Origin of the sequence: Flavihumibacter sp. UBA7668 (assembly GCF_002483205.1) — a bacterium.
Classification (GTDB): domain Bacteria; phylum Bacteroidota; class Bacteroidia; order Chitinophagales; family Chitinophagaceae; genus Flavihumibacter.
Genome location: NZ_DLHM01000002.1, coordinates 275,430 through 302,139, shown reverse-complemented (window position 1 = coordinate 302,139; position 26,710 = coordinate 275,430). Strand labels below are relative to the sequence as shown.

Genomic DNA, 26,710 nt, shown 5'->3' with positions numbered 1-26,710 from the left:
GATTGTTTTTTGATGGATTAATAATCGCCCAGGGTTTCTGGTAATTGGGCCAATGCCGTTGCCAGTTGCTCATCATTCGGCGCCGTGCCATGCCATTTATGGGTATGCATCATAAAATCAACACCCGCACCCATCTCTGATTTCATCAGAATAACAATCGGCTGCCCCTTGCCTTTTAAGGCTTTTGCTGCCGCGATGGCATCCAATACCTGCTGCATATTATTTCCATCGGCCAGATCAACCGTTACCCATCCAAATGCCTCGTATTTGGCTTTGATATCTCGGTTATCCATCACCTTGTCAGTCGGACCGTCAATCTGCTGTTTATTCCAGTCTACTATAGCAATCAGGTTATCCAGTTTATAATGCGGTGCAAATTGCGCTGCTTCCCAAATCTGTCCCTCCTGCTGTTCTCCATCACCCATCAGCACAAATACCGTAGTATCTTCTCCGCGTAATTTCTTTGCATGTGCGGCACCTGCTGCTACAGATAATCCCTGTCCCAATGAACCCGATGCTATGCGGATCCCCGGCAGATGCTCATGCGTCGCCGGATGCCCCTGCAGGCGCGAATTAATTTTGCGAAAAGTAGCCATCTCTTTGATATCGAAATAACCACGTCGGGCCAGCACCGAATAAAAAAGCGGGGATATATGACCGTTAGAAAGAAAAAACAGGTCTTCCCCCCTGCCCTCGCGCGAAAAATTCAGGTATCCATCCGCACCGCGGCTTTCATCCATCTTCATTTCGTGAAAATACAGGGCAGTTACCAGGTCGGCACAACCCAGGGAACCACCGGGGTGGCCCGATTGGCAACCGTGCACCATGCGCACGATATCGCGGCGTACCTGCGCCACGGTTGCTTCCAATTGTTCTAATTTCATGTCTTGGTTTGGTTTAAAATTGCTTTGTCCGGTAGAGTGCATACTCCACACCCCTTAATTCTGCCAAACCTTTCAGGCGACCAATGGCAGAATACCCCGGATAGGTTTTTTTCTTCAGGTCGTCCAGCATCTGGTGACCATGATCGGGTCGCATCGGCAAAGATAAGCCCCTGCGCTTTTGGATGGCTAAAACTTCTTTAATGATGGCTACCATATCGGTATCGCCATCGAGATGATCGGCTTCATAAAAATTCCCCTCCGCATCTCTGCGGGTATTTCTCAGGTGCAAAAAATGCACCGAATCGCCAAAGCGATGGAGCATGACCGGTAGGTTATTATCAGCCCTTGCTCCGAATGAACCAGTACAAAAACAGAGGCCGTTGGCTGCTGAGGGCACGGCTTCCAGCAGATCAGCTGCATCCTGCTCTGTGCTCATTATGCGCGGAAGACCCAATACAGGATAGGGCGGATCATCGGGATGAATGGCCATTTTGAGCCCAACTGCTTCTGCCACCGGAACCACTTCCCGTAAAAAATAATAAAGATGCTCCTTCAGTTTGGCCGCATCAATTGCTCCGTATTTTTTCAACTCCGTTAAAACCTGTTCTGCTGTAAAGGAGGCATCACTGCCCGGCAATCCCAACATCATATTGCTGAATAAAAAACGACGGGCGGCTTCATCCATGCTTTCATATCGCTCCCTGGCTGCGGATACCTGATCAAACGTATATTCTTTCTCGGCACCGGGTCGCCCTAGCAGATAAAGATCAAATACCAGGTAATCGAGCCGGTTGAAATATAACATGGTACTGCCATCGGGTAACGGATAATAAACATTGGTGCGCAACCAGTCGAGCACCGGCATAAAATTATAGGTTATCACCTGCAGGCCGGCAGCGCCAAGGTTTTGCAGGCTCTCCTTATACTTTTCAATATGTAGTTTATAATCGCCCGATTGTCGTTTGATATCGTCACTCACCGGCAGACTTTCCACTACGGTCCAACTGAGTCCTGCTGCTTCGATTATTGCCTTACGCTCAGCTATAGCCGAAGCAGTCCAGACCTCTCCAACCGGTATCTGGTGCAGGGCTGTAACAACGCCGGCACAGCCCGCCTGCAGGATATCAGAAAGACTCACCGGATCCTGCGGGCCGTACCAGCGCATGGTTTGATGCATCAACATCGGCTTCTGCTTAAATAAAACGATTGATCATATTCTCCAGCAATTCCTGTTTACCGCTTATTGCTTTTGGTTCACCATTTTCAATGGCATAGGCACGCAGGTCTTCCAAGCTTAACTTACCTTCTTCAAATTCTTTTCCTTTTCCGGAATCGAAGGAAGCATAGCGGTCCTTGCGGATTTTTTTATAGTCTGATTTCTGTAATACTGCATCTGCAATCAGCAGGGCACGGGCAAACGTATCCATGCCTCCGATATGCGCGTGGAAAAGATCGGCAGCGTCGGTACTGTTCCGTCTGATTTTTGCATCGAAATTGATACCGCCGCCTGCAAATCCACCGGCTTCAAGAATGATAAGCATGGCTTCGGCCAGTTCATTCAGGTTATTTGGGAACTGATCGGTATCCCATCCATTCTGGTAATCGCCGCGATTGGCATCGATGCTGCCCAGTAATCCGGCATCAGCCGCCACCTGTAGTTCGTGCGTGAAAGTATGTCCGGCCAGTGTTGCATGATTCACTTCAATATTCAAACTGAAATCGTTCAGTAAATCGTGCTGACGAAGGAAGCCGATTACGGTTTCGCAATCATAATCGTACTGATGTTTGCTGGGTTCACAGGGCTTTGGTTCAATAAAGAATTTCCCTTTGAATCCCTGCTTGCGCGCATAATCTTTGGATGCATGCAGGAAACGAGCCAGGTGTTCTTTCTCCCGTTTCATATCTGTATTCAACAGACTCATATAACCCTCACGGCCACCCCAGAATACATAGTTTTGTCCGCCTAATGCGATGGTTGCATCCAATGCTGCTTTTACCTGCGCCGCTCCATGTGCCAGCACATGAAAATCGGGATTGGTTGAAGCCCCGTTCATATAACGGCGACTTGAAAACAGATTGGCCGTTCCCCATAATAATTGCACTCCACTGGCCTGTTGTTTTTCTTTCAGGTAGGCAGTCAGGGTTTGCAGACGACGATCGTTTTCAGCGATATCAGTTCCATAATCCACCACATCCACATCGTGGAAGCAATAGAATGGGAGTCCGAGTTTGGTCAGGAACTCAAAGGCAGCATCTGCTTTGTCTTTGGCTCTTTCCACTGCATCTGTTTTTTCATTCCAGGGGAACAGATGGGTTGCTTCTCCAAAAGGATCCGATCCATTTCCGCAGAAGCTATGCCAGTAGGCGCCTGCAAAACGCAGGTGTTCTTTCATGGTTTTACCTGCCACTACTTTATTGGCATCGTACCAGCGATAGGCAAAGGGATTATCACTTTCCTTACCCTCGTATTTTATTTCAGGCACGCCTTTGAAATACTCTTTTTGTCCAATTGTAATTGCCATTGTTGCTTGTTGATTGGTTATTAATGTGAGCTGGCAAGCTGTTCGAGCAACAGCTTTTTCCATTCCTGATAAATTTCTTCGTATAAATCCGGCTTTCCGGGTTCGATGGTAGCGATTGGCTGGCGATGACTGCCCGCTTCTTTGGCACTCGCATAATAACGTGCACCGATACCGGCTCCAATAGCCGCACCGAAACTTCCATCGCCTTCGTAAAATTCCACCGTTACCTGATTAAGATCGGCAAAGGCCCGCGTAAACACATCACTTAAAAAAAGATTGGCTTTGCCGGCACGCACCACGTTTGGCTGACTGCCATTCTCCCGCATAATATCAAGTCCATACCGGAAAGAACAGGCAATTCCTTCCTGTACCGCCCGCACCAGATGCGGCGTACCATGGATATTGAAATCGAGCTGTTGAATATGCGCACCGATGATTTTATTATTCAGCATTCGTTCTGCTCCGTTTCCGAAAGGAAGTGCACGAAGTCCCTTTGCTCCTGCAGGAACCTGTGCCGCCAGCTGGTTCATCGCAGCATAAGAGAGCGCCTGTCCCGCAATGGTCTTTATCCATCTGTTGAAGATGCCGGTTCCATTAATACAAAGCAATACACCGATTCTTCTTAATTCCTCACTGTAATTAACATGTGCAAAACTGTTGATTCTTGATTCAGGATCATAACTCAGCACATCACTGACTCCATAAATAACACCGGAAGTTCCTGCTGTTGTGGCTACTTCTCCGGGCTCCAGCACATTCAGCGATAAGGCATTGTTGGGCTGATCTCCGGCTTTATAGGAAACAGGGACACCTTCTTTCAACAGCAATCTGTCTGCAACGGATTTTTTTAGCTGTCCATGCGAAGAGAATAAGGGATGAATATTCGGGATCAGGTTTTTGCTGAATCCAAAGACATTCATAACATCCTCGGATAACCGATTTTCTTTAAAATCCCAAAAGACTCCTTCAGACAAAGCCGATACGGTGGTAGTGCTGGTTCCGGTTAGTTTCAGGGCGATGAAATCTCCGGGTAGCAAAACTTTATCAATTTTCTCATACACCGCGGGCTCATTCGCCTTAACCCAGGCGAGTTTGCTGGCCGTGAAATTGCCGGGGGAATTGAGCAGATGCTCCAGACTACGGGTGGAACCGATGCGCTGATAAGCCTGTTCTCCGATTTGCACAGCCCGGCTATCGCACCAGATAATGGAATTGCGCAATACCTGTTGGTCTTTATCCACCAGCACCAGTCCATGCATCTGATAAGCAATTCCGATAGCCCCGATTTCCTTTGGATCATAGGCTTTTGTTGCATGGCATTTCAGGATAGCCTGCTGTACATAGTCCCACCACTGATCGGGTGATTGCTCGGCCCAGCCGGGTTCTACGGCAATAATATCCGCTTCCGTTTCAGGATAAGAAGCCGTTGCAAGTATCGTCTGATTGGCGGCTTCCACTATGGATACTTTAACAGAAGATGTGCCGAGGTCTATTCCTAATAAATACATGTTGATGCTTTGTCTATGGTATGGAAAGATACTGGGTATAATAGTAATTTTTCCATCCAGCGAAAATAGAGGAAAAAATAGAAATTGCAACCGTTTGCATTAAAATATGCAATTTTAAGAAAGATAAAGAGGGGAAAGAGTAGAAAGGAGAAGGAGAATAGGTGTACGAATGGAGCTCCCGCAACTGGATCTGACATTCGGTTACAATAGGGCAAATACAGTCTGAAACTTAGTACAGACAAGCATTTAATAACACATAAACCTGGCTTTTCGATAAATAAATGAAGGCTTTTTTAAAAAAACTGAGGGCGGCTTTGGATTTTTCCCGAAGTTTGAGCAACGGATTGCAATTATGAAGCAAAAAAAAGAAATTACGATTTACGATATCGCACAACAACTGGACCTATCCTCTGCAACGGTGAGTCGCGCTTTGCAAAACAATCCGGTTATCAATAAAAATACCCGAAAGAAAATTCAGGATGCCGCCAAAGCAATGGGGTACCAGCAAAATACCTTCGCCAGTAACCTGCGCAAACAGAAGACCAATACCATCGGTATCATTGTTCATGAACTGAACAGTAACTTTATCACTTCCGTACTGGCCGGCATCGAAAAGATTACAGCCGATGCAGGATATGACCTGCTCATCGCCCACTCTTCCGAATCCTTTAAAAAAGAAGCAGCCAATGCAGCCAACCTCTTTCATAAACGGGTAGACGGTCTCATTGCCTCGCTTGCATTCGACACAAAGGGACTGGATCATTACCAGGCTTTTTTTGATAAAAATATCCCCGTTATTTTCTTCGACCGGGTGGAGGAGAAAGCCGATAATACCAAGGTCATTATCGATAACTACAAATCGGGTTACCAGGCCACCGAACACCTGATTGAACAGGGTTGCAAACGCATTGTGATTGTAACAGCCAATCTTAGCCGAAATGTATATGCGCAGCGTTTGAAAGGATATAAAGATGCCCTTCGCGATTACAATATCAAGTTTGATGAAAACCTGGTCCTTATCAAAGATCTGAGTGAAAAATGCGGACGCGAAGCTGCCCTGCAGATTCTGAAAATGAAAAACCGTCCGGATGCCGCTTTTATCACCAATGATTTCTCCGCTGCGGTTTGTATGCAAACCCTCAAGGAGAAAGGAATTCGTATTCCGGAAGACATCGCCATTGTAGGTTTCAACAATGATGCTATCGGAAAAATTATTGAACCCCAGCTGACAACGATTAATTATCCCGGAATCGATATCGGAGAGATTGCAGCGCGTAATCTTATTGCACATTTAAAAGGCGATCAGAATATCCGGCAAACCAATACCATTATAGCCAAATCCGAATTGATTATCCGTCAATCCTCCCTAAAAAAAGGGAAATAAACTACTATGCTGCCATGAGAATTTTTCAACTTTTGACCCTCCTGCTTTTCTTTTCTGATGTTCAGGCAGAAGACGGCTATCGGTTATGGTTACGTTATGACCGGATAAGCGATAAAAAATTGCTCGCCACCTACCTTCAAAAAACTGCTTCGATATCTATTACAGGACACTCAACTGTTATTCAGGTAGCCAGAAAGGAATTAGAAATTGGATTAAAAGGATTAGTAGGTGTAAAGCCAAAATTCTCCACTCAATCTGCCTCCGCAAACCTGCAGATTGAAAAAGTTTCGCGTCTGATTCCTGCTGCTGATTTATTGCAATTGGGAGAAGAAGGTTTTCTGATTCGCACCCCCCATTACAGCGGTAATCCGATTGTAATTACAGCAAATTCAGACCGTGGTTTGCTGTATGGAGTATTTCATTTTTTACGCCTCCTGCAAACACAGCAATCCATCGCGCAATTGAATATTGTTTCTGCACCCAAAATGAAGTTGCGTTTACTTAACCATTGGGATAACCTGGATCGTACCGTAGAGCGCGGCTATGCAGGATTTTCGATCTGGAACTGGCATACCCTGCCCGATTATATTGATCAGCGTTACATTGATTATGCCAGGGCAACTGCATCGATTGGCATTAACGGAACCGTTCTCACCAACGTAAATGCAAATGCCACCGTATTAACTCTTCCATATCTGCAAAAAGTGAAAGCACTGGCAGATAATTTTCGCCCCTATGGAATCAAAGTTTATTTAACCGCCCGCTTCAGTGCACCAAAAGAAATAGGCGGCTTAAAAACGGCTGATCCATTAGATTCGCAGGTACAGGATTGGTGGAAGAAAAAGCTGAATGAAATCTATACACTGATCCCTGATTTTGGCGGTCTGCTTGTGAAGGCTAACAGTGAGGGACAACCGGGTCCGCAGGATTATAAACGCAGCCATGCCGATGGAGCCAATATGCTGGCCGAAGCCATTGCGCCCCATAAGGGAATTGTGATCTGGAGAGCATTTGTGTACAGTGCGGAACTGCCGGATGACCGACATAAGCAGGCATTTACCGAATTTGTTCCGCTCGATGGCACATTTCGTTCAAATGTACTTGTACAGGTAAAAAACGGGGCCATTGATTTTATGCCGCGTGAACCTTTTCATCCGTTATTTGGTGCCATGCCGAAGACCCCGCTGATGATGGAGTTTCAGGTAACACAGGAATACCTGGGACAAGGAACACATCTTGTTTATCTGGCACCGCTGTTTAAGGAATGTCTGGACAGTGATACGTATGCCAAAGGCAAGGGCACCACCGTTGCAAAAATTGTGGATGGAACAGCGGATCAGCATGAACTGAATGGTTTGGCTGGTGTAGCAAATATTGGAAATGATATCAACTGGACAGGACATCCATTTGGGCAGGCAAACTGGTATGCACTCGGACGACTCGCCTGGGATCACCAGTTGAGTGCTGAAACCATTGCAGAAGAATGGATCAGGCAGAGTTTTTCCAATGATGCGGCCCTTGTAAAAGAGCTATCGCAACTGATGCTGTCCTCGCGCGAAAGCATGGTCAATTATATGAATCCGATTGGATTGCATCATATCATGGCTACCGGGCATCATTATGGTCCAGGCCCCTGGGTGGGAAACCTGAATCGCCCGGAATGGAATCCGACCTATTATCACCGGGCAGACAGTGTGGGTATTGGATTTAATCGCACGGCAACCGGATCCAACGCATTGAGTCAATACCATCCGCAGGCAGCAGCAGTTTGGAAAGATCCGGTGAATTGTCCGGAAGAATATTTTTTATGGTTTCATCATGTATCCTGGAACCACAAAATGAAAAGCGGAAAAACGCTCTGGGAGGAATTGTGTTATCGGTATAATGCCGGGGTGGATAGTGTAGCAATGATGCGGAAGAACTGGAATAAACTGGAGAAAAAAATAGATGAACAACGCTTTGATCAGGTGAAGCAGTTACTCGCATTGCAGCACCGCGAAGCAAAATGGTGGAGAGATGCCTGTTTATTGTATTTCCAGACATTTTCACGCCAGCCCATACCGGCGCAATACGAACAACCAGCACACACATTAGACTATTATAAATCCCTGCGCTTTCCTTATGCGCCGGGTAACTAACCAGCAAGATTAACCGAAAAACTATAATGAAAACAGAAACGAAGACAGCATTGGTCACAGGGGGTGGATCCGGACTGGGTTATGCCATCGCGAAAGCTTTTACGGAAGCGGGTATCCAGACTGTGATTGCAGGAAGGGAGCTGGAGAAACTGGAGAAAGCTGCTTTTACATTGGGACCGCTTTGCAGCTATCGGGTTTGCGATGTCACCCATTTTGCAGCCCTTCCGCAATTGGTGAATGATATTGAGGCAGGTATTGGTCCTATTGACATTCTGGTGAACAATGCCGGCATCAACCTGAAAAAAGAATTTACTGAAGTAACTGAGGAGGAGTTTACGCACCTGCTCAACACGAATGTAACGGCGGTATTTGTATTGAGCCGGGAAGTTGTGAAGAAGATGCTGGAACGCGGTAAAGGATGCATCATCCATATCAGTTCAATGGCGGCCATTTATGGCATGCCCAAAGTAATTGCCTATACGGCCAGCAAAGCAGCGATTGATGGCATGACCCGTGCGATGTCAGTGGAATTATCGCCTTTGGGAATCCGTGTCAATGCCATTGCTCCCGGTTTTATTTACAGTGATATGACTGCCAAAGCGCTGGATGCTGATCCTGATCGAAAAGCCCGTGTGATGGCCCGCACCCCAATGGGAAAAATGGGACAGCCGGAGGATATTGGAGCTGCGGCCTTGTATCTGGCAAGTGATGCCGCTTCCTATGTAACCGGTGTTGTTTTACCTGTTGACGGAGGAAACAGCAGCAGCTACTAACACAAAAGTATAAACGACGAACGCTTCGCTATGAGTAGAAAAATCAGAGTAACGATTCTTGCTGTATGCCATCTGCAGTTTGCATTGGCACAAAATCCTGTTGCAAAGACAAACTCAAACTGCTACGATATAGCCGGGGCAAGCATTCTGGTGGATTCATCCGACTATACTGTGGTGCAAAAAGCAGCCTTTTTTTTAGCCCGCGATTTGCAATCGGTTACAATTAAAGAATCCCGAGTAGGAACCGCATGGTCGCAAGCTTCGTCTACCGCGATTATTATCGGCACGCTGAATCAATCCTCTTTGATCAATCAGCTGGTGAAAAAGCACCGAATTTCTGTAAGGGAGATTAATGGAGAATGGGAAGCCTATAAGATCCTGACGGTCGCCCATCCCGCTAAAGATATTAAACAAGCATTGGTGATAATTGGGTCAGATCGGCGTGGTACGGCTTATGGTGTAATGGAATTGTGCAAACGCATAGGGGTGTCTCCCTGGAACTGGTGGGCAGATGTACCGGTGAAAAAATCAGCACAGGTTTGGATGGATGCTGATTCGGTAATCGTGGATGCTCCCAAAGTAAAATACCGGGGCATTTTTATCAATGATGAGGCTCCGGCACTGAGCAACTGGAGCAGGGAAACATTCGGGGGATTCAACTCGAAATTTTATGCCAGGGTATTTGAATTAATGCTGCGGTTAAAAGCCAATTATATCTGGCCGGCCATGTGGGGCCATGCTTTTTACGATGATGATTCACTGAATATCAAAACCGCTGATGACTATGGGATAGTAATCGGCACATCACACCATGAACCCCTGATGCGTGCACACGATGAATGGCGTCGCTATGGCAAGAAACAATTGTGGAATTATGATAGTACAAAAAAAGGACTGCAGGAATTCTGGACATACGGTATGAAGAGAGCCTGGAATGAAAAAATTGTAAGTGTGGGAATGCGCGGTGATGGCGATGAGCCAATGAGCAGGGAAACAGCAACGGCCCTGCTGGAGCGGATTGTGGGCGACCAGCGAAAAATAATATCGAAGGTAACAGGCCGGCCCGCTTCCAAAACACCGCAACTCTGGGCCCTTTACAAAGAAGTGCAGGATTATTATAAAAAAGGAATGCGGGTACCCGATGACGTTACACTCCTGCTTTGTGATGACAACTGGGGTAACCTGCGCATGCTGCCCCGGCCAGGTTCTAAAAAAAGGAGCGGTGGCTACGGCATATATTATCATTTCGATTATGTGGGCGGTCCGCGGAATTACAAATGGATAAATACCAATCCGCTTCCACGGATCTGGGAACAAATGCACCTGGCATGGGAACACGATGTAAAACAGATCTGGATCGTGAATGTAGGTGATATAAAACCGATGGAATTACCCATTTCTTTCTTTCTTGATTATGCCTGGAATCCCGACCGGATTGGTGCAGATTTGATATTCAGCTATACCAAACAGTGGGCTGCCCAACAATTTGGTCCGATACATGCAGAAGAGATTGCATCTTTGCTAAGCGGTTATGCGAAATTTAATGCACGCCGGAAACCTGAATTGTTGGACGACCGCACCTATAGTTTTAATTATGACGAGTGGGATCGGGTGGTATGGGAATACCGCAACTTGCAGGAACGCGCCAAACAAATTCAAGCTGCATTGGATCCAATATATAACGACGCCTATTTTCAATTGGTGCTGCATCCAATAGAAGCAAGTGCGAATTTGTATCAGTTATATCATCAGGTTGCGTTGGGCAATGCAGAAAAAGTGGCGGAATTGTATAAGCGCGATTCACTCATCACACTGGCTTATCATCAATTGAATAAAGGCAAATGGAACCATATGATGAGCCAGACGCATATTGGTTATACATACTGGCAGCAGCCTCCAGTGAATAAGATGCCCATAGTTAAAACACCGGCAGAGGGATCAGCGTATAAAAAGGCAGAAGATTCGATTATCCGGATCCGCAAAGCGAACTATCCTAAAGAAATGACTGGCACTGCATTCTTTGAATTGAATGGAGTGGTTTCAATAGAAGCCGCACATTTCACGAAGGCATATACTTCAGGTGCCATCAATTGGGTGGTATTGCCAGATATCGGAAGAACAGGTGATGGGATTACCAGTTTTCCGGTGACTGCCGATACTTCTTCCGGGCCATTTCTGGAATACGAAATTCATACATATAGCCAGGATAGCTGTACAATTTTTAGTTATTTCTCTCCCTCTTTAAATTATTATGGTACAGATAACGGCCTGCAATATGCGATTTCAATAGACAATGAAAAGCCGCAGCTGATCAGCTTGAATAAAGAAGATAAAAACAGCATATCCGGAATATGGAATCGTTGGGTAGCAGAAAACGTGATTATAAAAACGAGCCGGCATACTATTTCAGGTCCGGGTAAACACCGGGTGCGATTCTGGAGGGTGAGTCCGGGTGTGGTGTTGCAAAAACTGGTACTCGATTTTGGAGGAATGAAGCCATCGTATTTAGGTCCGCCTGAAACCCGAATTAATACACAACAACAAATTGCCAAATAAAATATCATGAAAAAAATCCTGCAACAGTTGGTTCCCTCGGTCCTTCTGCTCATCAGTTGTCAGTTCTGTACAGCTCAAAAAAAAAACATATCCGGCAGCAAGGGACTTAAAGATGCGTATATAGCCGATTTTTTGATCGGTACAGCCCTGAATACCGGACAAATTGAAGAACGCAATCTGAAAAGCAACGAATTGATCCGCCAGCAGTTCAATGCAGTAACGCCGGAGAATTGTATGAAAGCTGAACATATTCATCCCGAGTGGGATCGCTATGATTTTACACTTCCTGATAAGTTGATGGCCTATAGTCAGAAAAATAACATGAAATTAAACGGACATACACTGATCTGGCACAGTCAGCTTCCACGATTTGCACACCGCATTCAGAGCGTGGACTCCTTCCGAACCTTTTTTGAATCCCATATTAATACAGTGGCATCGCGGTACAGCGGGAAGATTTTTTCCTGGGATGTGGTAAATGAAGCACTGAATGAAGACGGCACCCTGCGTAAATCTGTGTTTCTTGATAAACTGGGACCGGATTATATCGTGGAAGCCTTCCGCCTGGCGGAAAAAGCATCGCCCAAAACCGAATTGTATTACAATGATTACAATAATGAACAGCCATTGAAAAGAGCGGGTTGTCTGGAGCTGGTGAAAAAAGTGCAGGCAGCCGGTGTACGTATTGATGGGGTAGGTATTCAGGGACATTGGCATCTGGGAAAAGTTCCTTTTGCAGCCATTGAAGAGAGTATTCTGGCCTATCATGCACTGGGATTAAAAGTGATGATAACCGAACTAGACATTGAGGTATTGCCCAGGAAGTTTCAGGGAGCGGATGTGAACCAGCGGCAGGCATCGAATCCGGCATTGAATCCCTATGCCAATGGAATTCCGGATAGTATTCTCGCGCAACAGGCAAAAGATTATGAGGAATTGTTTCGCTTATTCTTAAAACATCGAGATAAAATTACAAGGGTCACTTTTTGGGGTGTGGATGATGGACAATCCTGGTTGAATGGATGGCCTGTACCAGGCCGGACCAATTTCCCGCTTTTGTTTGATCGTCAACTCTTACCCAAACCCGCCTATCATGCTGTGATGGGATTAAAGAAATAAGCCTTAATATGAACAGATCAACACAACGGTTATCCGTAATCGAAAAACTGGGTTATAGTTTGGGTGACCTCGCTGCCAACCTGGTATTTCAAACTCTGATGACTTATCTGGCATATTTCTACACCGACATCTATGGCCTGGAAACCCAACATGCATCGGCTATAATATTAACAGTTGGATTGCTGGCAGCATTTGGGTTTAATCCAATTATTGGTGCTATTGCAGACAGAACAATATCGCGATGGGGAAAATTTCGTCCCTGGATTTTGTGGACAGCTGTGCCATTGGGAGTGGTGTCCTTACTCGCTTTCAGTACACCGGATTTTTCCTACAAAGGCAAGTTGATTTATGCCGTAATAACCTATACATTCCTGCTATTATTATACGCAGCCAATAACCTGCCCTATTCCGCCCTGAGCGGGGTAATTACCGGCGACATGAAACAACGAAACAGTTTATCATCCTATCGTTTTGTGGCGGTGATGTTTGCACAGTTTTTTGTGCAGGTATTTATGTTGCCGATAATTGAATCGGCTGGTAATGGAAATAAAGCAGCCGGCATTGAAATCGTGATGACCTGGCTGGCGATTATTGGGATCTTGTTACTATTGATAACGTTTATGACTACCCGGGAACGGATCGTGCCCAAACCGGAGCAAAAATCCAGTGTTCGGCAAGACCTGCGCGACCTTATTGACAATAAACCCTGGTTGCTGATGTTGGTGCTGACGACTCTGGTGTTTATAACACTTGCGATGAAGGGCGGCTCCTATGTGTATTATTTCAAAAACTATGTAGACAAGGATGCTCTGACCATTTTTATTCAGCCTATATTGAATTCATTGCAGTCTGTGGGTATTAATTTCTTTGGGGAGGATCCGGTTTCTGCAGGATTTGGCTTGTTTAATGCCGGGGGAATTTTGTGTATGATTCTTGGTATTACCTTATCAAAAGGTCTGGCAGATAAATACGGCAAACGGGATGTCTTTGGCTGGGCCTTGTTTGTATCCACCCTGTTTATAGGTCTGTTATATTTTTTCGCACCCGGATCTATTGGGTTGATATTTTTATCACAGATGCTGCATGGGTTCTTTTATGGTCTCACCATTCCTTTATTATGGGCTATGATTGCAGATGTGGCAGATTACAGTGAATGGAAAACCAATAGAAGAGCAACTGCCATTATATTTTCCGCAATGATGGTGGGATTAAAAGTGGGACTCAGTATGGGCAGTGCATTGGTTGCCTGGATTCTTGGGATCTATGGTTACCAGCCTAATAGTGATGCCGAACAAACAACTACTGCAATTAACAGCACCAAATTATTGGTGAGTGTATTTCCTTCCATCCCATTTTTAATCGGTATAGTTTTATTGTTCTTTTACGAGATCAATAAAAAAATGGAAGCTCAGATTGAATTTGATTTGAAACAGCGAAGAACGAATTAACCTTTTTTATGGATATCAACAAACTGAAACGAAAAGCTATTTCCCAGCCATTGGTGGACCATATTTATACGGCAGATCCTTCAGCCCATGTATTTGATGGACGAATCTATATTTATCCATCGCATGATGTGGAATCGAATATTCCATTTGATGATTTAGGCAGTCATTTTGCCATGCAGGATTATCATGTATTATCGATGGAGCATCCGGGAGCGGCAGCAGTGGATCATGGAGTTGCATTATCTGTAGCGGATGTACCCTGGGCTTCCCAACAGTTGTGGGCACCTGATGCAGCAGAAAAAGAGGGGAAGTTCTATTTGTTTTTTCCGGCTAAAGATAAGGCGGGAGTGTTTCGGATAGGGGTGGCCGTCAGCGACTCTCCTGTTGGCCCGTTTACAGCGCAACCAGCGCCTATTGCGGGAAGTTTTTCCATTGATCCCGCTGTGTATAAGGATAAAGAAGGAGAATATTATATGTACTTTGGTGGTATCTGGGGCGGACAGTTGCAGCGCTGGAGAACCGGTAAATTTGTTGCGGAAGGCGAAGGACCTTTTGCACATTTACCCCTGGATACAGAACCGGCACTTTGTCCCAAAGTAGTGAGGCTAAGTGAGGATTTATTGTCCTTTGCAGAAGCACCACGTGATCTGTTGATTTTGGATGAAAACGGCCAACCCTTATTGGAAGGCGACAAAGAGAGGCGATTTTTTGAAGCAAGCTGGATGCATTCCTATAATGGCCGGTATTATTTCTCCTATTCAACCGGTGATACACATTATATCTGTTATGCTATTGGACATTCTCCCTATGGACCATTTACCTACGCTGGAAGAATATTGGAACCGGTAATTGGCTGGACATCACATCATTCAATCTGTTCATTTAATGATCGCTGGTATTTGTTTTATCATGATTCCAGTTTGAGTGAAGGAGTTACCCATTTACGATCAGTAAAAATGGCCGAATTGCACCACGATGAAAACGGGTTTATAAAAACTATTGATCCCTATTCAAAAAAAACATTCCTGTTATGAAAAATATGCTTTGCACCTTCCTGCTGATTCTATTCAGCTATTGTTTGCAGGCAGAAATTCGTCTGCCTCAAATCATTAGAGACAGCATGATTTTGCAAAGAGACCAGCCCGTCCGAATATGGGGTTGGTCTTCACCAAAGGAAAAAATAACGGTAAGCTTTAACCGAAAAATAATTCGTACACTGGGTAATGCTGAGGGCAGATGGATGATAGAACTCCCCCCCACAAGGGCAGGCGGACCTTATACCATTTCATTTAAAGGCAGTAATACAATTGTATTGAAGGAGGTTCTTTTTGGTGATGTCTGGTTTTGCAGCGGGCAAAGTAATATGGTGCACCAGTTGAATATTCATGATGTCACCTATGCCAATGAAATTGCACAGGCGAATAATCCGCAGATCCGGCAGTTCTGGATTCCTACGGGCACTAAACTGGATGGCGCTGCAGAAGACTTGCCATCCGGTTATTGGAAATCTGCCGTGGGAGAAGATATCCGTCCCTTTTCCGCTGTGGCCTATTTTTTTGCGAAAAAACTGTTCGAAAAATATGGTGTTCCGATTGGCATTATTAATGCAAGCGTAGGTGGTACACCTATCGAAGCGTGGACTGGTGGATCAACTCACCCGCCGGGTGATTCAGCGCATACTGGCAGCACTCAATTATCGGTAATCCCAGCGCGCCCCTTAACTCCTGTTGATAAAGGGTTGAGTGGTCCGCTGCATTGGTATGATCCTATTTATAAACCAATCGGATGGCGATCTATTTATGTGCCAGGATATTGGGAAGATCAGGGAGTGAAAGATTTTAATGGCGTGATCTGGTATCGGAAAGAAATCACGGTCCCAGCATCAATGACGGGAAAAGCAGCCCGAATGTTTTTGGGCAGGATTGTGGATGCAGAAGAAGTTTATCTCAATGGTAAAAAAATCGGACAAACAACCTATCTCTATCCACAGCGCCGTTATGCAATCCCTGCAGATGTTTTGGTGCCGGGGAAAAATCTATTGGTGGTACGGATCACCAATAACAGTGGCAAGGGTGGTTTTGTGCCGGATAAACCCTATTACCTGTTTTCGGATAAGGACACCGTTGAGTTGTATGGACCATGGGAATACAAAGTTGGTGCAGTGCATATTCCGCTTCCCTCTGCTTATGGATATGGAGGGAGTGACCAGAACAAAGCATCCGCATTATACAATGCAATGGTAGCACCGGTTACCAATTATACCATCAAAGGATTTTGTTGGTATCAGGGGGAAAGCAATGCAGGAAAACCGCAGGAATACCTGGAACTGTCAAAAAAACAGATAACTCAATGGCGAAGTGCCTGGAAACAGGGTGAGCTGCCCTTCTTGTATGTTCAGTTACCTGGATTTATGGATTATAATTACCTGCCATCGGAATCAAACTGGGCCCTGATGCGGGAGGCCCAGGCGCAATTATTGGAGGTTCCGAATACAGCGATGGCCATCGCCCTTGATCTGGGCGAATGGAATGATATTCATCCTGATAATAAAAAAGGGGTTGGAGAACGATTGGCACTGGGTGCCATGAAATTAGCATATGGAGAGGATATCGTTTATTCAGGACCGTTAGTAAGGTCGGTTCGGTTGGATAGTATCAAGGAGAATGGACTTGCCCGGGTACTAATCGAATTTGATCATTTGGGAGAAGGGCTCATAACAATTGACGGAGAGCCGCCCGCTGAGTTTGCCATCGCCGGGGAGGATAAAAAATTCTATTGGGTGCAGACTCGCCTGGATGGCAATTCCGTGATTGCCTGGTGCCCTGAGGTTCCCGTACCTGCCTATATCCGCTATGCCCATTCCGACAATCCCGTACAACCCAACCTGTACAACCGTTCCGGTCTTCCCGCCTCCCCTTTCACCCGACCGGTGCCACCGGTCGGGTGGCACCGGTCGGGTGAAAGCGAAAACCAGTAACTTTCCTGCAAATTCCGGAAAGATGATGCGATTTCAGTTTTTTTCAACCATTGCGCTCCTGTTCCTCACAACCATGATTTCATGTAATAGCGCATCATTCCCGGAGGCAACCAGTTCGCCAAAAGTGGAAATCAGATCAGAGACCCTCATTGTAGACACCCCGCCCTTTGCGAGTTGTCATGCCTCTACTATCGTTGAACTGCCAGAAAACCAACTAATGGCTGCCTGGTTTGCAGGTCCACATGAATCACATAAGGAAGTTGTCATTTATATCGCCAAATTGAAAAACGGAAAATGGTCAAAACCACAACAAGTGGCAGATGGGATTATCAACGATACTCTTCGCTATCCTACCTGGAATCCTGTTTTATTCCGCAGCAATGAAAACAAGCTCGTCCTGTTTTATAAAGTCGGCCCTAACCCTCGCGAATGGTGGGGCGAATACAAAACTTCCGCCGATAATGGAGCCACATGGACAGCAGCAATAAAACTACCTGATGAATTTCTGGGTCCCATCAAAAATAAACCCATCCAACTCGAAGACGGATCCCTCCTCTACCCTTCCAGCACCGAAAGCCTCGACGAAAAAGTCTGGCAGATTCATTTAGAAAAATCAGATGCCAATTTCCAAAACTGGCAAAAAATCTTCATCAACAACGACACTTTCGGTGTCATCCAACCCAGCATTTTAACCTATCCGAACGGTGATCTGCAACTGCTTTCAAGAAGCCGTCAGAACTATATCATCGAATGCTGGTCGAAGGATCAGGGAAAAACCTGGGGACCTTTAACAAAAACCAACCTGCCCAACCCTAATTCAGGATCAGACGCTGTTAGCCTTAAGAATGGCTGGCAACTACTGGTCTATAATCCCCTGTCCGCTGGGAAAGACTGGTGGAATGGCCGCAACCAGTTACATGTAGCCTTATCAAAAGACGGACATAACTGGCAGGATCTGATCCAACTTGAAAACGAGCCAAGAGGTGAATACAGTTATCCAGCGGTTATTCAAGACAGTGAGGAAACAATCCATATAACCTACACGTATGACCGAAAAAACATAAAACACATTGAACTTCAACTAAAATAAAATCCCCCTAACCAAACGGAAAGGGGGACAGGGTTTCACCTTCTGGTAAGTGAACCACTACTTATATTCAAACTGGAATAAAACCAATAAAAAACCGGGCAAATTTTGGCCCGGGTTAAAAGTATACTGAATTTCTCCATCCTGCAATAGGAGAAAACTCTTAAACACAACATCAGCGACAAAAAAGCCGGCGAATCAACTCACCGGATAAAAAACTGTTTTACTTCATCGCCCGCTTTAAACTGGTACAAACCTGCCGGAAGATCGTTCACATATAGTTTCGATTTTCCTGCAGCGCAAAATTTATGCATCAATGCCTTTCCATTTCTTGTAAATATGGTAATATCCTCATCATGATCTAATTGAACATTCAAAATCCCATTCAAAACCGGGTTTGGGTAAATCCGAATGGGGACTTTTTCTTCAAACTCCAACTGAATCACTTTGGTAAACTGGTTTCGCCCATTTTGATTCACCAGCATAATTCTATAATAATTTATACCATTTGTTGGAGTAGTATGAGTATACTTATAGGTATTAACCGTTCCACTTGATCCGGCAGCAGCCACTGTACCAATAGATGTCCAACCAGTCCCCCCAACACTATGCTGTACCATAAATTCTTTGGAATCATATTCAGCAAAGGTTTCCCAGGAAAGTACTACGGAATTTTTATGTTGGGAAGCAACAAATCGTTTCCAGTCATCAGGTGCCTGCGCCATTGTTGTTTGGGTTAAAAGTAAACACAACAGAAGCAGCCAGGCAGGGAACAGGGGTGGTTTTTGCATAGCCGGATTTTAATTAACAAGCTAAAATAATAGCCTAATTTAATCCCGGCAATAGTAGAAACCCCTTATTTTCCGCTTAAGTCAGGATTCGAATTATTTCGACAAGGATTCATATGGCCCAAATACGGTCTTGATCCTGGTCGTTTCCGTTTGGTCGTCCAGAATTATTACATAATAATGATTACCACCCGGCAATACGCGAACCAGGATATGTCCCTGCTGGCTTTTATAGGAACGATCTATCATTGGACCAATTACATGCCGGTTGGCTTCCAGCATATTAGTAGCGAACAGATCTCGTGGACCAGGATATAAATAGGGACTCACCATCCGCACCAGCACTTCATGTCCGGGATGATCAGCCGACCAGCTCTGCCCGATCCATACCCGGGGCTGCAGGGTCTTCACCTGAAACTCATTCACCGCATCCCGGTTGCCGTGATGATCCAAGGTAGCCACATCCACCCGCCCGGTCACTTTTGCCATGGGGGTTTCAACATCCCGCCAAACAGGATTACCATAAAACAATATACCCGGATTATCTCCACCGGTATAATATCTAAATGACCCATAGTGCAGCAGCAAAGCCAGACTCATACTGTTCTCATCCGGCCAGCTAAAGGGCAGATCCGGATTGGCAGGCGGAAAATGATCTACAGCACTGCTATCCCGACCAGTCCAGATCAGTCCATTTGATTTCAAATTTCGTATGCTGAACTGCGGGTAGGAGGCGGCTTTATATTGCAATTTTATCTGGCTGGATGAGCCCGCTTTAAGAGTTGCTGCCTGCATGCCATTTTTCACTCCATATTCAACAAAGCGAAAATAATTTTCCATCGTTTTCCGATAAGGCGTATCATTTTTACCAACCTGTTCCAGCCAACGTTTTTTATCCACCGGGTAAGAGTAGGACGGATAGCCCCGGTCAAGTAAAATCCGAACAGGAATCAGTTCAGCTACTCCCGTTATTCCCGTTAATCCATACCCTCCGTTTTTTGTCATAGGCATTTCCGGATACCAGGCGCCAAAATGATCATCATGAAAATGGGTAATGAGTGCATAATCCAATACCGGTTTGGCAGCAGGATGAAATCGCTTTATATATGCTGCGATCCATTCATAGGGTTTCTTATTATCATTTGGTACGAGCTGGCTGTTGCGAGGGGTAAAAGTACGGCCATCGTGAATATCCATTTCTCCTGCATCTACCAGCAGACTCGTTCCATCGGGGAATATATAAAAGGCCGCACTTCCTCTTCCTGTATTGATATGATGCAAATCAAGATAGCCTTCCTTCCAGCCGGGTAATGCTGCACCTGGTTCAGCAATCTGTGCAAGGAGGCCGCCACCAGAAATCAATAAGCAGCATAGTATCCAAAAGCGTGTATTCATACTGGTTAAATTATAGCTGAACAACTTGTCCGGTTCGAACCGATTCATCGCAGGCAAAAGCGATTCGCAAACTATTCACCGCATCTTCCATGTGGTCACCCAAATCAATATCTTCCAAAATTGTTTTTAAAAAATAGCGTTGTTCCCGGTTGCATAATTCCTGATGATCGGGTTCATCTTCGAGATCCACCCATTTATCAGCATGAACAAAACGTCCATCAGCTGTCAGCTCGCCTGCATGAATTCGGATTGATTCCGTTTTGGTATGTGAGGATACATCATCCGATTGTCCGGTTCCGCTTGCTTCTTTTGCCACAATGGAAACCGACCCCTTTGGACCAATTACATCCTTCACAAAAAAAGCCGTTTCACTGATCATCGGCCCCCACCCTGCTTCATACCAGCCCACCGATCCATCCTCAAAACGAATCTGCAACTGGCCGTAATTGTAATTACCTGCAGGAATTTCTTCAGTCAAACGAGCACCTATAGCCGAAACCTGAACCGGTTTGGATCGGGCCATCTGGCACATCACATCAATATAATGCACACCACAGTCTACAATCGGGCTCAGGCTCTTCATCAGGTTTCGATGCACCTGCCACATCAACCCATGACTTTGTTGATTCAGGTTCATGCGCATTACCAGAGGTTTACCCAGTTGTTGCGCCTGTTCAATAAAATAAATCCAGCTGGGATGATGTCGTAATATATAACCTACCACCAGTTTACGATTTGTTTCTTTTGCTTTAGCCACCACCCGCTCTGCTCCTGCCACAGTATCCGCTACCGGCTTCTCCAAAAAAACATGCGCGCCGGCTTCAAATGCCTGTATTGCATAAGACTCATGGGTATCGGGATAGGTGGATATACAAACCGCATCCGGCTTCGCTTCTGCCAGGGCAGCTTCATAGGAATCATACAACAGATAATCGCCCCCCAATTTATCGTTCAGGATTTTTTTGCTATCGCCACGTGATACTATTCCGCAAATTTCAAATCCATCCAGCAGGTGATAGGAAAGCGCATGTGATGCACCCATATTTCCACAACCCACCACCAAAACTTTAATTTTTTTCATGTTGCGCGTAACTATTTAGAGATTCATTTTTTTCAATTCATCCACTGCATAATTGGCTGCCCTTGCTGTAATTGCCATAAAGGTAAGGGAAGGATTCTGCGTTCCGGTGGATGTCATACAAGCCCCATCCGTTACAAATACATTTTTACAGTGATGCAATTGATTCCATTTATTCAACAAAGATGAATCAGGATCATGCCCCATCCGAACTCCACCCATTTCGTGGATATCCAGTCCGGGTGCCTGTTTACTATCACTTACCGTTATGTCATACACCCCCGCTTTCTCCAGCATTTCCTGTCCCTGTTGCAGAAAATCAGCCAGGATTTTTTCATCATTTTCATCATAATCAACGGAGATGGATAAACGCGGAATGCCCCAATCATCTTTCACCTCCGGATCTAACTGAACACGATTGGATTTTTTAGGAATGGTTTCACCCTGCATCATCATAAATACTTTCCAGTCGCCGGGTTCTGATAAGGACTCCTTTAATTCAGCACCCAATCCATCTCCGCCTCTACCGTAACCGGGACGATACGCACTAAAAAAACTCATATAGCCCCGTTGAAAATCCATTTCCTGTTTTTGCACATTGCGAAAATTCGGCATCATAACGGCACAGGGGCGGCGCCCCCGGTAATAATCCGATTCAAATCCTTTCAGGGAGCCAGTAATTAATCCACGGTAATTATGAAATGCAATATGTGTTCCCAATAAACCAGTATCATTTCCCAATCCATCCGGAAAACGCCTGGATACAGAATTCAATAAAATCAGATTGGTATTGAGCGTTGCTGCTGTTACAAAAATGACAGCTGCTTTATATTCCCGCTGTTCTTTTGTGATGGCATCCACCACCAAAACACCAGTTGCCTTTTGCGTTTGTTCATCATACAATATTGAATGCACTACTGAATTGGGAAGCAATTCAAGATTGCCCGTTTTCGCTGCCCATGGAATGGTGGAAGAATTGGAACTGAAATAGCCACCAAAAGGGCAACCCCGTTCACATAAACTCCTGGCCTGGCATTGGCCACGTCCTTGTTCCAAATGAATAGGCTGAGGTTGTGTTAAATGGGCACATCGACCAATTACAGGAAAGCGATCGGAATAATTTTTTTTAATAGCAGCAGTGATGGATTTCTCTGCGCAATTCATTTCCCAGGGCGGCAGAAACTCACCATCGGGCAGGGTCTCCAATCCATCTTTGTTTCCACTGATGCCGACAAATTTTTCTACATGGCTGTACCAGGGGGCGATATCATCATAACGGATAGGCCAGTCTACGGCAAATCCATCTCTACCCGGACCTTCAAAATCATACCGACTCCAGCGTTGGGTTTGACGGGCCCATAAAAGGGACTTCCCTCCTACCTGATAGCCCCGAATCCAGTCGAAGGGTTTTTCCTGCGTATAAGGATGTTCGTTATCCTTCACAAAAAAATGCGCAGAGCTTTCACCTAACGCATAACATTTACTGGCAATCGGATTTTCTTCCAGGAATTTTTTAGTTAACTGATCGCGATGGGGAAACTCCCAGGGATGCATAGTTGCAGTTGGATAATCTTTCAAATGTCTTACATCCGGACCGCGTTCCAACAAGATGGTTTTCAGCCCTTTTTCACATAATTCTTTAGCTGCCCAACCTCCGCTGATGCCGGAGCCAATCACAATAGCATCGTAGTTCTTAGCCATGCATAAATATACGAATCGATCAGGTTCCGCTCCATTTTCTAAACAATGCGGTGGCAATATGTCCGCCAAATCCAAAAGTATTAGTCATGGCGTACCTTATTTCTTTTTCAGTGGCTTTCCCAAGCGGTAAATGAAACTGCTGTGCAAAATCGCCTTCAACATTGACGGTATTGATGGTGGGAGGTACTTTGTTTTGCTGAATGGCCAAAATGGATATAATCGCTTCAACAGCACCAGCGGCGCCAAGTAAATGTCCGGTCATGGATTTGGTAGCACTAATACTCAAGTTTTTCGAACCTGCAAAAACTCTGGAAATGGCAGTTAATTCACTGGTATCTCCCTGTGGGGTGGAAGTGGCATGTGCATTGAGGTAATCCAGCTGATCTGCCCGGATGCCGGCTTCCTGCAGCGCTTCCTGCATACCCAGAAATGCACCTTCCCCTTCAGGATGTGTTCCGGTTAAATGCCAGGCATCAGCAGCCATTCCGGTACCAACGATTTCTCCTAATATGGTAGCCCCTCTTTGTTGTGCATGTTCCATACTTTCTACCACCAATGCACCCGCTCCTTCACCAATTACGAATCCATCGCGGGTAGGATCAAACGGGCGGGAAGCTGTGCTCATCTCTTTATTTCTGGTGGACAGGGCCCGGGAAGCATTGAATCCGCCTACAGCTACTTCCGTAATGGCAGCTTCCGATCCACCGGTAATGATCATATCAGCCTTGCCCCAACGGATATAATTGAAGGCATCGATAAGTGCAGTCGTTGAACTGGCACAGGCAGATACCGTAGTGAAATTTAATCCCCTTAAACCATAGCGAATGGAGATAATACCAGATGCAATATCAACGATCATTTTGGGAATCAGGAAAGGATTGAAACGCGGGGTACCATCACCTATGGCAAATTCAAGCAGCTCATTCTGCAAGGTTTCAATACCACCGTTTCCGGAACCCCAGATGACTCCGATGCGATTTCTGTTGAGTTGTTCAAAATCAATCCCGGCTTGTGTTACTGCTTCCTGCGTTGCAGCAAGGGCATACTGGGTAAACAAATCATATTTGCGGGCATCCTGCTTTTGCATAAACTGAAGGGGATCAAACCCCTTTACTTCGGCTGCAAAACGGGTTTTAAACAAGCCTGCATCAAATTTTGTAATGGGACCTGCACCGGATACTCCTTCAAAGAGGGCTTTCTTAAATTCCGGAAGGCTGTTTCCCAGAGGAGAAATCACGCCCATTCCGGTTATTACGACTCGTTTCATATTATTCATTTTTCTTTGGATGTTTTCATAAGATTACTGGTTGCGCGTGCCAACAACTTACCTGTTCCGCTGTGGCGAACTTCACAGATGGCGTGGATCACCTGACGACCTGCTTTTATTACCTCGGCTTTGGCACTAACCTTTTCACCTGGATTCGCTGGTACAAAATAATCGACCGATAAATTGATGGTGGTAAAATAAGTGGGTAATCCGAGTGAAAAAACGGCTACGCCAATGGCATCATCCATGATCGTAGCCATTACCCCTCCATGCAGAGTTTGCATTGGATTCAGCCATTCCTTACTTATGGTGTAATCGAACCGAACATGACCTGCTTCGGCATGGGTGAGTTGGGGTGCCAGCCAGTTAAAAACCGGCGAAATACCTTTTGGCGCAGGCTGGCCAATATATTCCTGTAATTTTAAGAGCGGCTGGTTAAGATCCACAGTAGATTCTATTTTCATAAATATACCATTTGGTATTTTTTTTGATAAAAAAATTTATATGCGGGCATCCTGATCGATGATCTGGTCAATTTTATCCAGTACCAATACCAGGGAAGCTTCCTCTTTCTGAATTTTAGCCAGCATGATCCCTCCTTCAATCATAGCGATCAGTAAACTTGAAAAACGCACAGAATCAAGTTTAGGCTGAATCTGTCTGGCTAATTTTCCATCTTCCAGAATTTTAACCAGTGCTTTCTGCCAGGATTTAATACTGGCTCTCACTTTGGTACGCAGTAATGGGAAATTATCATCTGCTTCAGTAGCTGCGTTTAGGATAGCACAACCACCACGGGCTGCCATCGCCGCATAATGCTGACGATAAAAGGCGGTCATCGCTTTTAATTTTTCAACTGCTCCTGATTCCTGGTCCATCGCATTTCCCACTGCTCTTCTTAACAGATTGAAATGGTAGCTGAACACTTCAATCGACAATTCATCTTTATTGGTGAAATTACCATAGATCGCCCCTCTTGTTAAACCGGTTATCGAAACTATATCATTCAGAGAGGTATCTGCATATCCCTTTGTATTGAATAAGACGGCTGCTTTTTCAATGATGTATTGCCGGGTGCGTTCTGCTTTTGTCATGATGAAATATTCTGCGAATTTATACCATTTAGTATATTTAAACAAAATACTGACAGCCAATGCTTTCCCAATCTTTATTGACGCAAGGCCAGGAGATCAGAAATAGCTGCTTCAATTTTGGAGTAATGAAAACGGAAACCGGATTCCAGCAGCTTTTCCGGGACCACCCACCGACTCTTCAAGAGTAATTCCGTTTCGGTTCCGATTAACCAAGCCCCTATCTCAAGCAACCATACCGGAGTAGGCAATCCGATTGGTACACCCAGCGAATTTCTAAGGCATTGCATAAAATCAGCCTGCTGTATCGGTTGCGGGGCGGTGCAATTAATTGGACCTGTGAATTCCGGATGCTGGCAAATCCAGTCAATGGCTCTGGCAGTGTCCTGTTCATGAATCCAGGAAATATACTGGAGTCCATTTCCTAATTTACCGCCTAATCCAAATCGGGTGAGGTTCAGGAGCCTTGGAAAAGCGCCATCTTCTCTTCCTAACACGATGCCTAACCGAAGTGCCACTTTTCGAACACCGGGAATTTCTTCTTTGAAAAAAACCGCCTCCCAGGCTTTGCAAACTTCAATGGAGAAGCCGTAGCCGATTTCTCCGGTATAATCGCCCTGGGCACGATCTTCTGCATGCCGGTATATAGTGGCAGAACTGATATTGATCCAGCAGGGTGGCGGATTTTTCAATAGGACAAGGACATCATTCAATAATTGAGTTGGTTCCAATCTGGAACGCAAAATCTTCGCTTTGTTTTTTTCGGTCTATCGGCAGTTCACATTTTTACCGCAGAGGTTGACGAGCAAATCAGCGTTCTCTAATTCTTCTTTCCAATTGCCCGGCATTTTGCCATCCCATTGGAGGGTACGAATCCTGCTGGTTGCTGCTGCAGGTTTTCTGCCCAGCACCACAACATCTGCGCCGGCAGCTTCGTAAAACCGGCTTAAAACCCTGCCCAGGTAACCCTGTCCGCCTGCTAAAATGATTTTTT

Annotated in this window: 22 protein-coding genes; 9 read left to right on the top strand and 13 right to left on the bottom strand. The window is 45.4% G+C overall.

Annotated features, from left to right (window positions below):
- Positions 1-17: 17 nt before the first annotated feature.
- Genes B2746_RS04910 through B2746_RS04895 form a run of 4 tightly spaced genes read right to left on the bottom strand, consistent with a single transcriptional unit; the run spans position 18 to position 4,914 of the window.
- Complete coding sequence (locus B2746_RS04910) at positions 18-884, bottom strand: transketolase (RefSeq protein WP_290791576.1); 867 nt, start codon at positions 882-884, stop codon at positions 18-20.
- A 13-nt stretch (positions 885-897) separates the two neighbouring features.
- Positions 898-2,067 carry a mannonate dehydratase gene (gene uxuA, locus B2746_RS04905; protein WP_349680604.1) on the bottom strand — a complete coding sequence of 390 codons (1,170 nt, stop codon included), beginning with the start codon at positions 2,065-2,067 and terminating at the stop codon, positions 898-900.
- A 10-nt stretch (positions 2,068-2,077) separates the two neighbouring features.
- Positions 2,078-3,406 carry a xylose isomerase gene (gene xylA, locus B2746_RS04900; RefSeq protein WP_290791574.1) on the bottom strand — a complete coding sequence of 443 codons (1,329 nt, stop codon included), beginning with the start codon at positions 3,404-3,406 and terminating at the stop codon, positions 2,078-2,080.
- A gap of 20 nt (positions 3,407-3,426) precedes the next feature.
- Positions 3,427-4,914 (bottom strand): xylulokinase, encoded by a 1,488-nt coding sequence (locus B2746_RS04895; RefSeq protein WP_290791572.1) that lies wholly within the window; start codon positions 4,912-4,914, stop codon positions 3,427-3,429.
- 352 nt (positions 4,915-5,266) lie between these two features.
- Here B2746_RS04895 and B2746_RS04890 point away from each other — a divergent pair, with 352 nt between their 5' ends.
- Genes B2746_RS04890 through B2746_RS04850 form a run of 9 tightly spaced genes read left to right on the top strand, consistent with a single transcriptional unit; the run spans position 5,267 to position 18,399 of the window.
- Positions 5,267-6,298: a LacI family DNA-binding transcriptional regulator gene (locus B2746_RS04890; RefSeq protein ID WP_290791570.1), complete on the top strand. Its 1,032-nt coding sequence runs from the start codon at positions 5,267-5,269 to the stop codon at positions 6,296-6,298.
- Between the two features lie 14 nt (positions 6,299-6,312).
- Positions 6,313-8,436, top strand: a complete 2,124-nt coding sequence (locus B2746_RS04885) for an alpha-glucuronidase family glycosyl hydrolase (RefSeq protein WP_290791568.1) — start codon at positions 6,313-6,315, stop codon at positions 8,434-8,436.
- 26 nt (positions 8,437-8,462) lie between these two features.
- Positions 8,463-9,209: an SDR family NAD(P)-dependent oxidoreductase gene (locus B2746_RS04880; protein ID WP_290791566.1), complete on the top strand. Its 747-nt coding sequence runs from the start codon at positions 8,463-8,465 to the stop codon at positions 9,207-9,209.
- A gap of 30 nt (positions 9,210-9,239) precedes the next feature.
- Positions 9,240-11,765, top strand: coding sequence for a glycosyl hydrolase 115 family protein (locus B2746_RS04875; RefSeq protein ID WP_290791564.1), 2,526 nt, complete (start codon positions 9,240-9,242; stop codon positions 11,763-11,765).
- A gap of 6 nt (positions 11,766-11,771) precedes the next feature.
- The gene (locus B2746_RS04870; protein ID WP_290791562.1) at positions 11,772-12,884 is read left to right on the top strand and encodes an endo-1,4-beta-xylanase; all 1,113 of its coding nucleotides are present in this window, start codon (positions 11,772-11,774) and stop codon (positions 12,882-12,884) included.
- A gap of 8 nt (positions 12,885-12,892) precedes the next feature.
- On the top strand, positions 12,893-14,332 hold the full coding sequence (locus tag B2746_RS04865) for an MFS transporter (protein WP_290791560.1): 1,440 nt from the start codon (positions 12,893-12,895) through the stop codon (positions 14,330-14,332).
- A gap of 8 nt (positions 14,333-14,340) precedes the next feature.
- Entirely contained in the window at positions 14,341-15,366 is a 1,026-nt protein-coding gene (locus tag B2746_RS04860; RefSeq protein ID WP_290791558.1) for a glycoside hydrolase family 43 protein, read from the top strand.
- The gene (locus B2746_RS04855) at positions 15,363-17,309 is read left to right on the top strand and encodes a sialate O-acetylesterase (RefSeq protein WP_290791556.1); all 1,947 of its coding nucleotides are present in this window, start codon (positions 15,363-15,365) and stop codon (positions 17,307-17,309) included. The genes B2746_RS04860 and B2746_RS04855 overlap by 4 nt, the downstream gene beginning before the upstream one ends.
- Before the next feature lie 22 nt (positions 17,310-17,331).
- The gene (locus tag B2746_RS04850) at positions 17,332-18,399 is read left to right on the top strand and encodes a sialidase family protein (protein ID WP_290791554.1); all 1,068 of its coding nucleotides are present in this window, start codon (positions 17,332-17,334) and stop codon (positions 18,397-18,399) included.
- 200 nt (positions 18,400-18,599) lie between these two features.
- On the opposite strand, the gene B2746_RS04845 is transcribed toward B2746_RS04850, so the two are convergent.
- The 9 genes from B2746_RS04845 to B2746_RS22805 all read right to left on the bottom strand — a co-directional run bounded on the left by B2746_RS04845 (position 18,600) and on the right by B2746_RS22805 (position 26,702).
- Entirely contained in the window at positions 18,600-19,187 is a 588-nt protein-coding gene (locus B2746_RS04845; RefSeq protein ID WP_290791552.1) for a T9SS type A sorting domain-containing protein, read from the bottom strand.
- A 93-nt stretch (positions 19,188-19,280) separates the two neighbouring features.
- Positions 19,281-20,579, bottom strand: coding sequence for a hypothetical protein (locus B2746_RS04840; RefSeq protein WP_290791550.1), 1,299 nt, complete (start codon positions 20,577-20,579; stop codon positions 19,281-19,283).
- 10 nt (positions 20,580-20,589) lie between these two features.
- Positions 20,590-21,660 (bottom strand): Gfo/Idh/MocA family protein, encoded by a 1,071-nt coding sequence (locus B2746_RS04835; protein WP_290791548.1) that lies wholly within the window; start codon positions 21,658-21,660, stop codon positions 20,590-20,592.
- Positions 21,661-21,675: 15 nt separating this feature from the next.
- On the bottom strand, positions 21,676-23,358 hold the full coding sequence (locus B2746_RS04830) for a GMC oxidoreductase (protein ID WP_290791546.1): 1,683 nt from the start codon (positions 23,356-23,358) through the stop codon (positions 21,676-21,678).
- A 19-nt stretch (positions 23,359-23,377) separates the two neighbouring features.
- Entirely contained in the window at positions 23,378-24,625 is a 1,248-nt protein-coding gene (gene fabF, locus B2746_RS04825) for a beta-ketoacyl-ACP synthase II (protein WP_290791544.1), read from the bottom strand.
- 5 nt (positions 24,626-24,630) lie between these two features.
- The gene (locus B2746_RS04820; RefSeq protein WP_290791542.1) at positions 24,631-25,089 is read right to left on the bottom strand and encodes a PaaI family thioesterase; all 459 of its coding nucleotides are present in this window, start codon (positions 25,087-25,089) and stop codon (positions 24,631-24,633) included.
- A 36-nt stretch (positions 25,090-25,125) separates the two neighbouring features.
- Positions 25,126-25,719: a TetR/AcrR family transcriptional regulator gene (locus B2746_RS04815; RefSeq protein ID WP_290791540.1), complete on the bottom strand. Its 594-nt coding sequence runs from the start codon at positions 25,717-25,719 to the stop codon at positions 25,126-25,128.
- A 74-nt stretch (positions 25,720-25,793) separates the two neighbouring features.
- Positions 25,794-26,459 carry a DUF1731 domain-containing protein gene (locus B2746_RS04810; protein WP_290791538.1) on the bottom strand — a complete coding sequence of 222 codons (666 nt, stop codon included), beginning with the start codon at positions 26,457-26,459 and terminating at the stop codon, positions 25,794-25,796.
- Between the two features lie 24 nt (positions 26,460-26,483).
- Complete coding sequence (locus tag B2746_RS22805) at positions 26,484-26,702, bottom strand: hypothetical protein (RefSeq protein ID WP_414655279.1); 219 nt, start codon at positions 26,700-26,702, stop codon at positions 26,484-26,486.
- Positions 26,703-26,710: the final 8 nt, after the last annotated feature.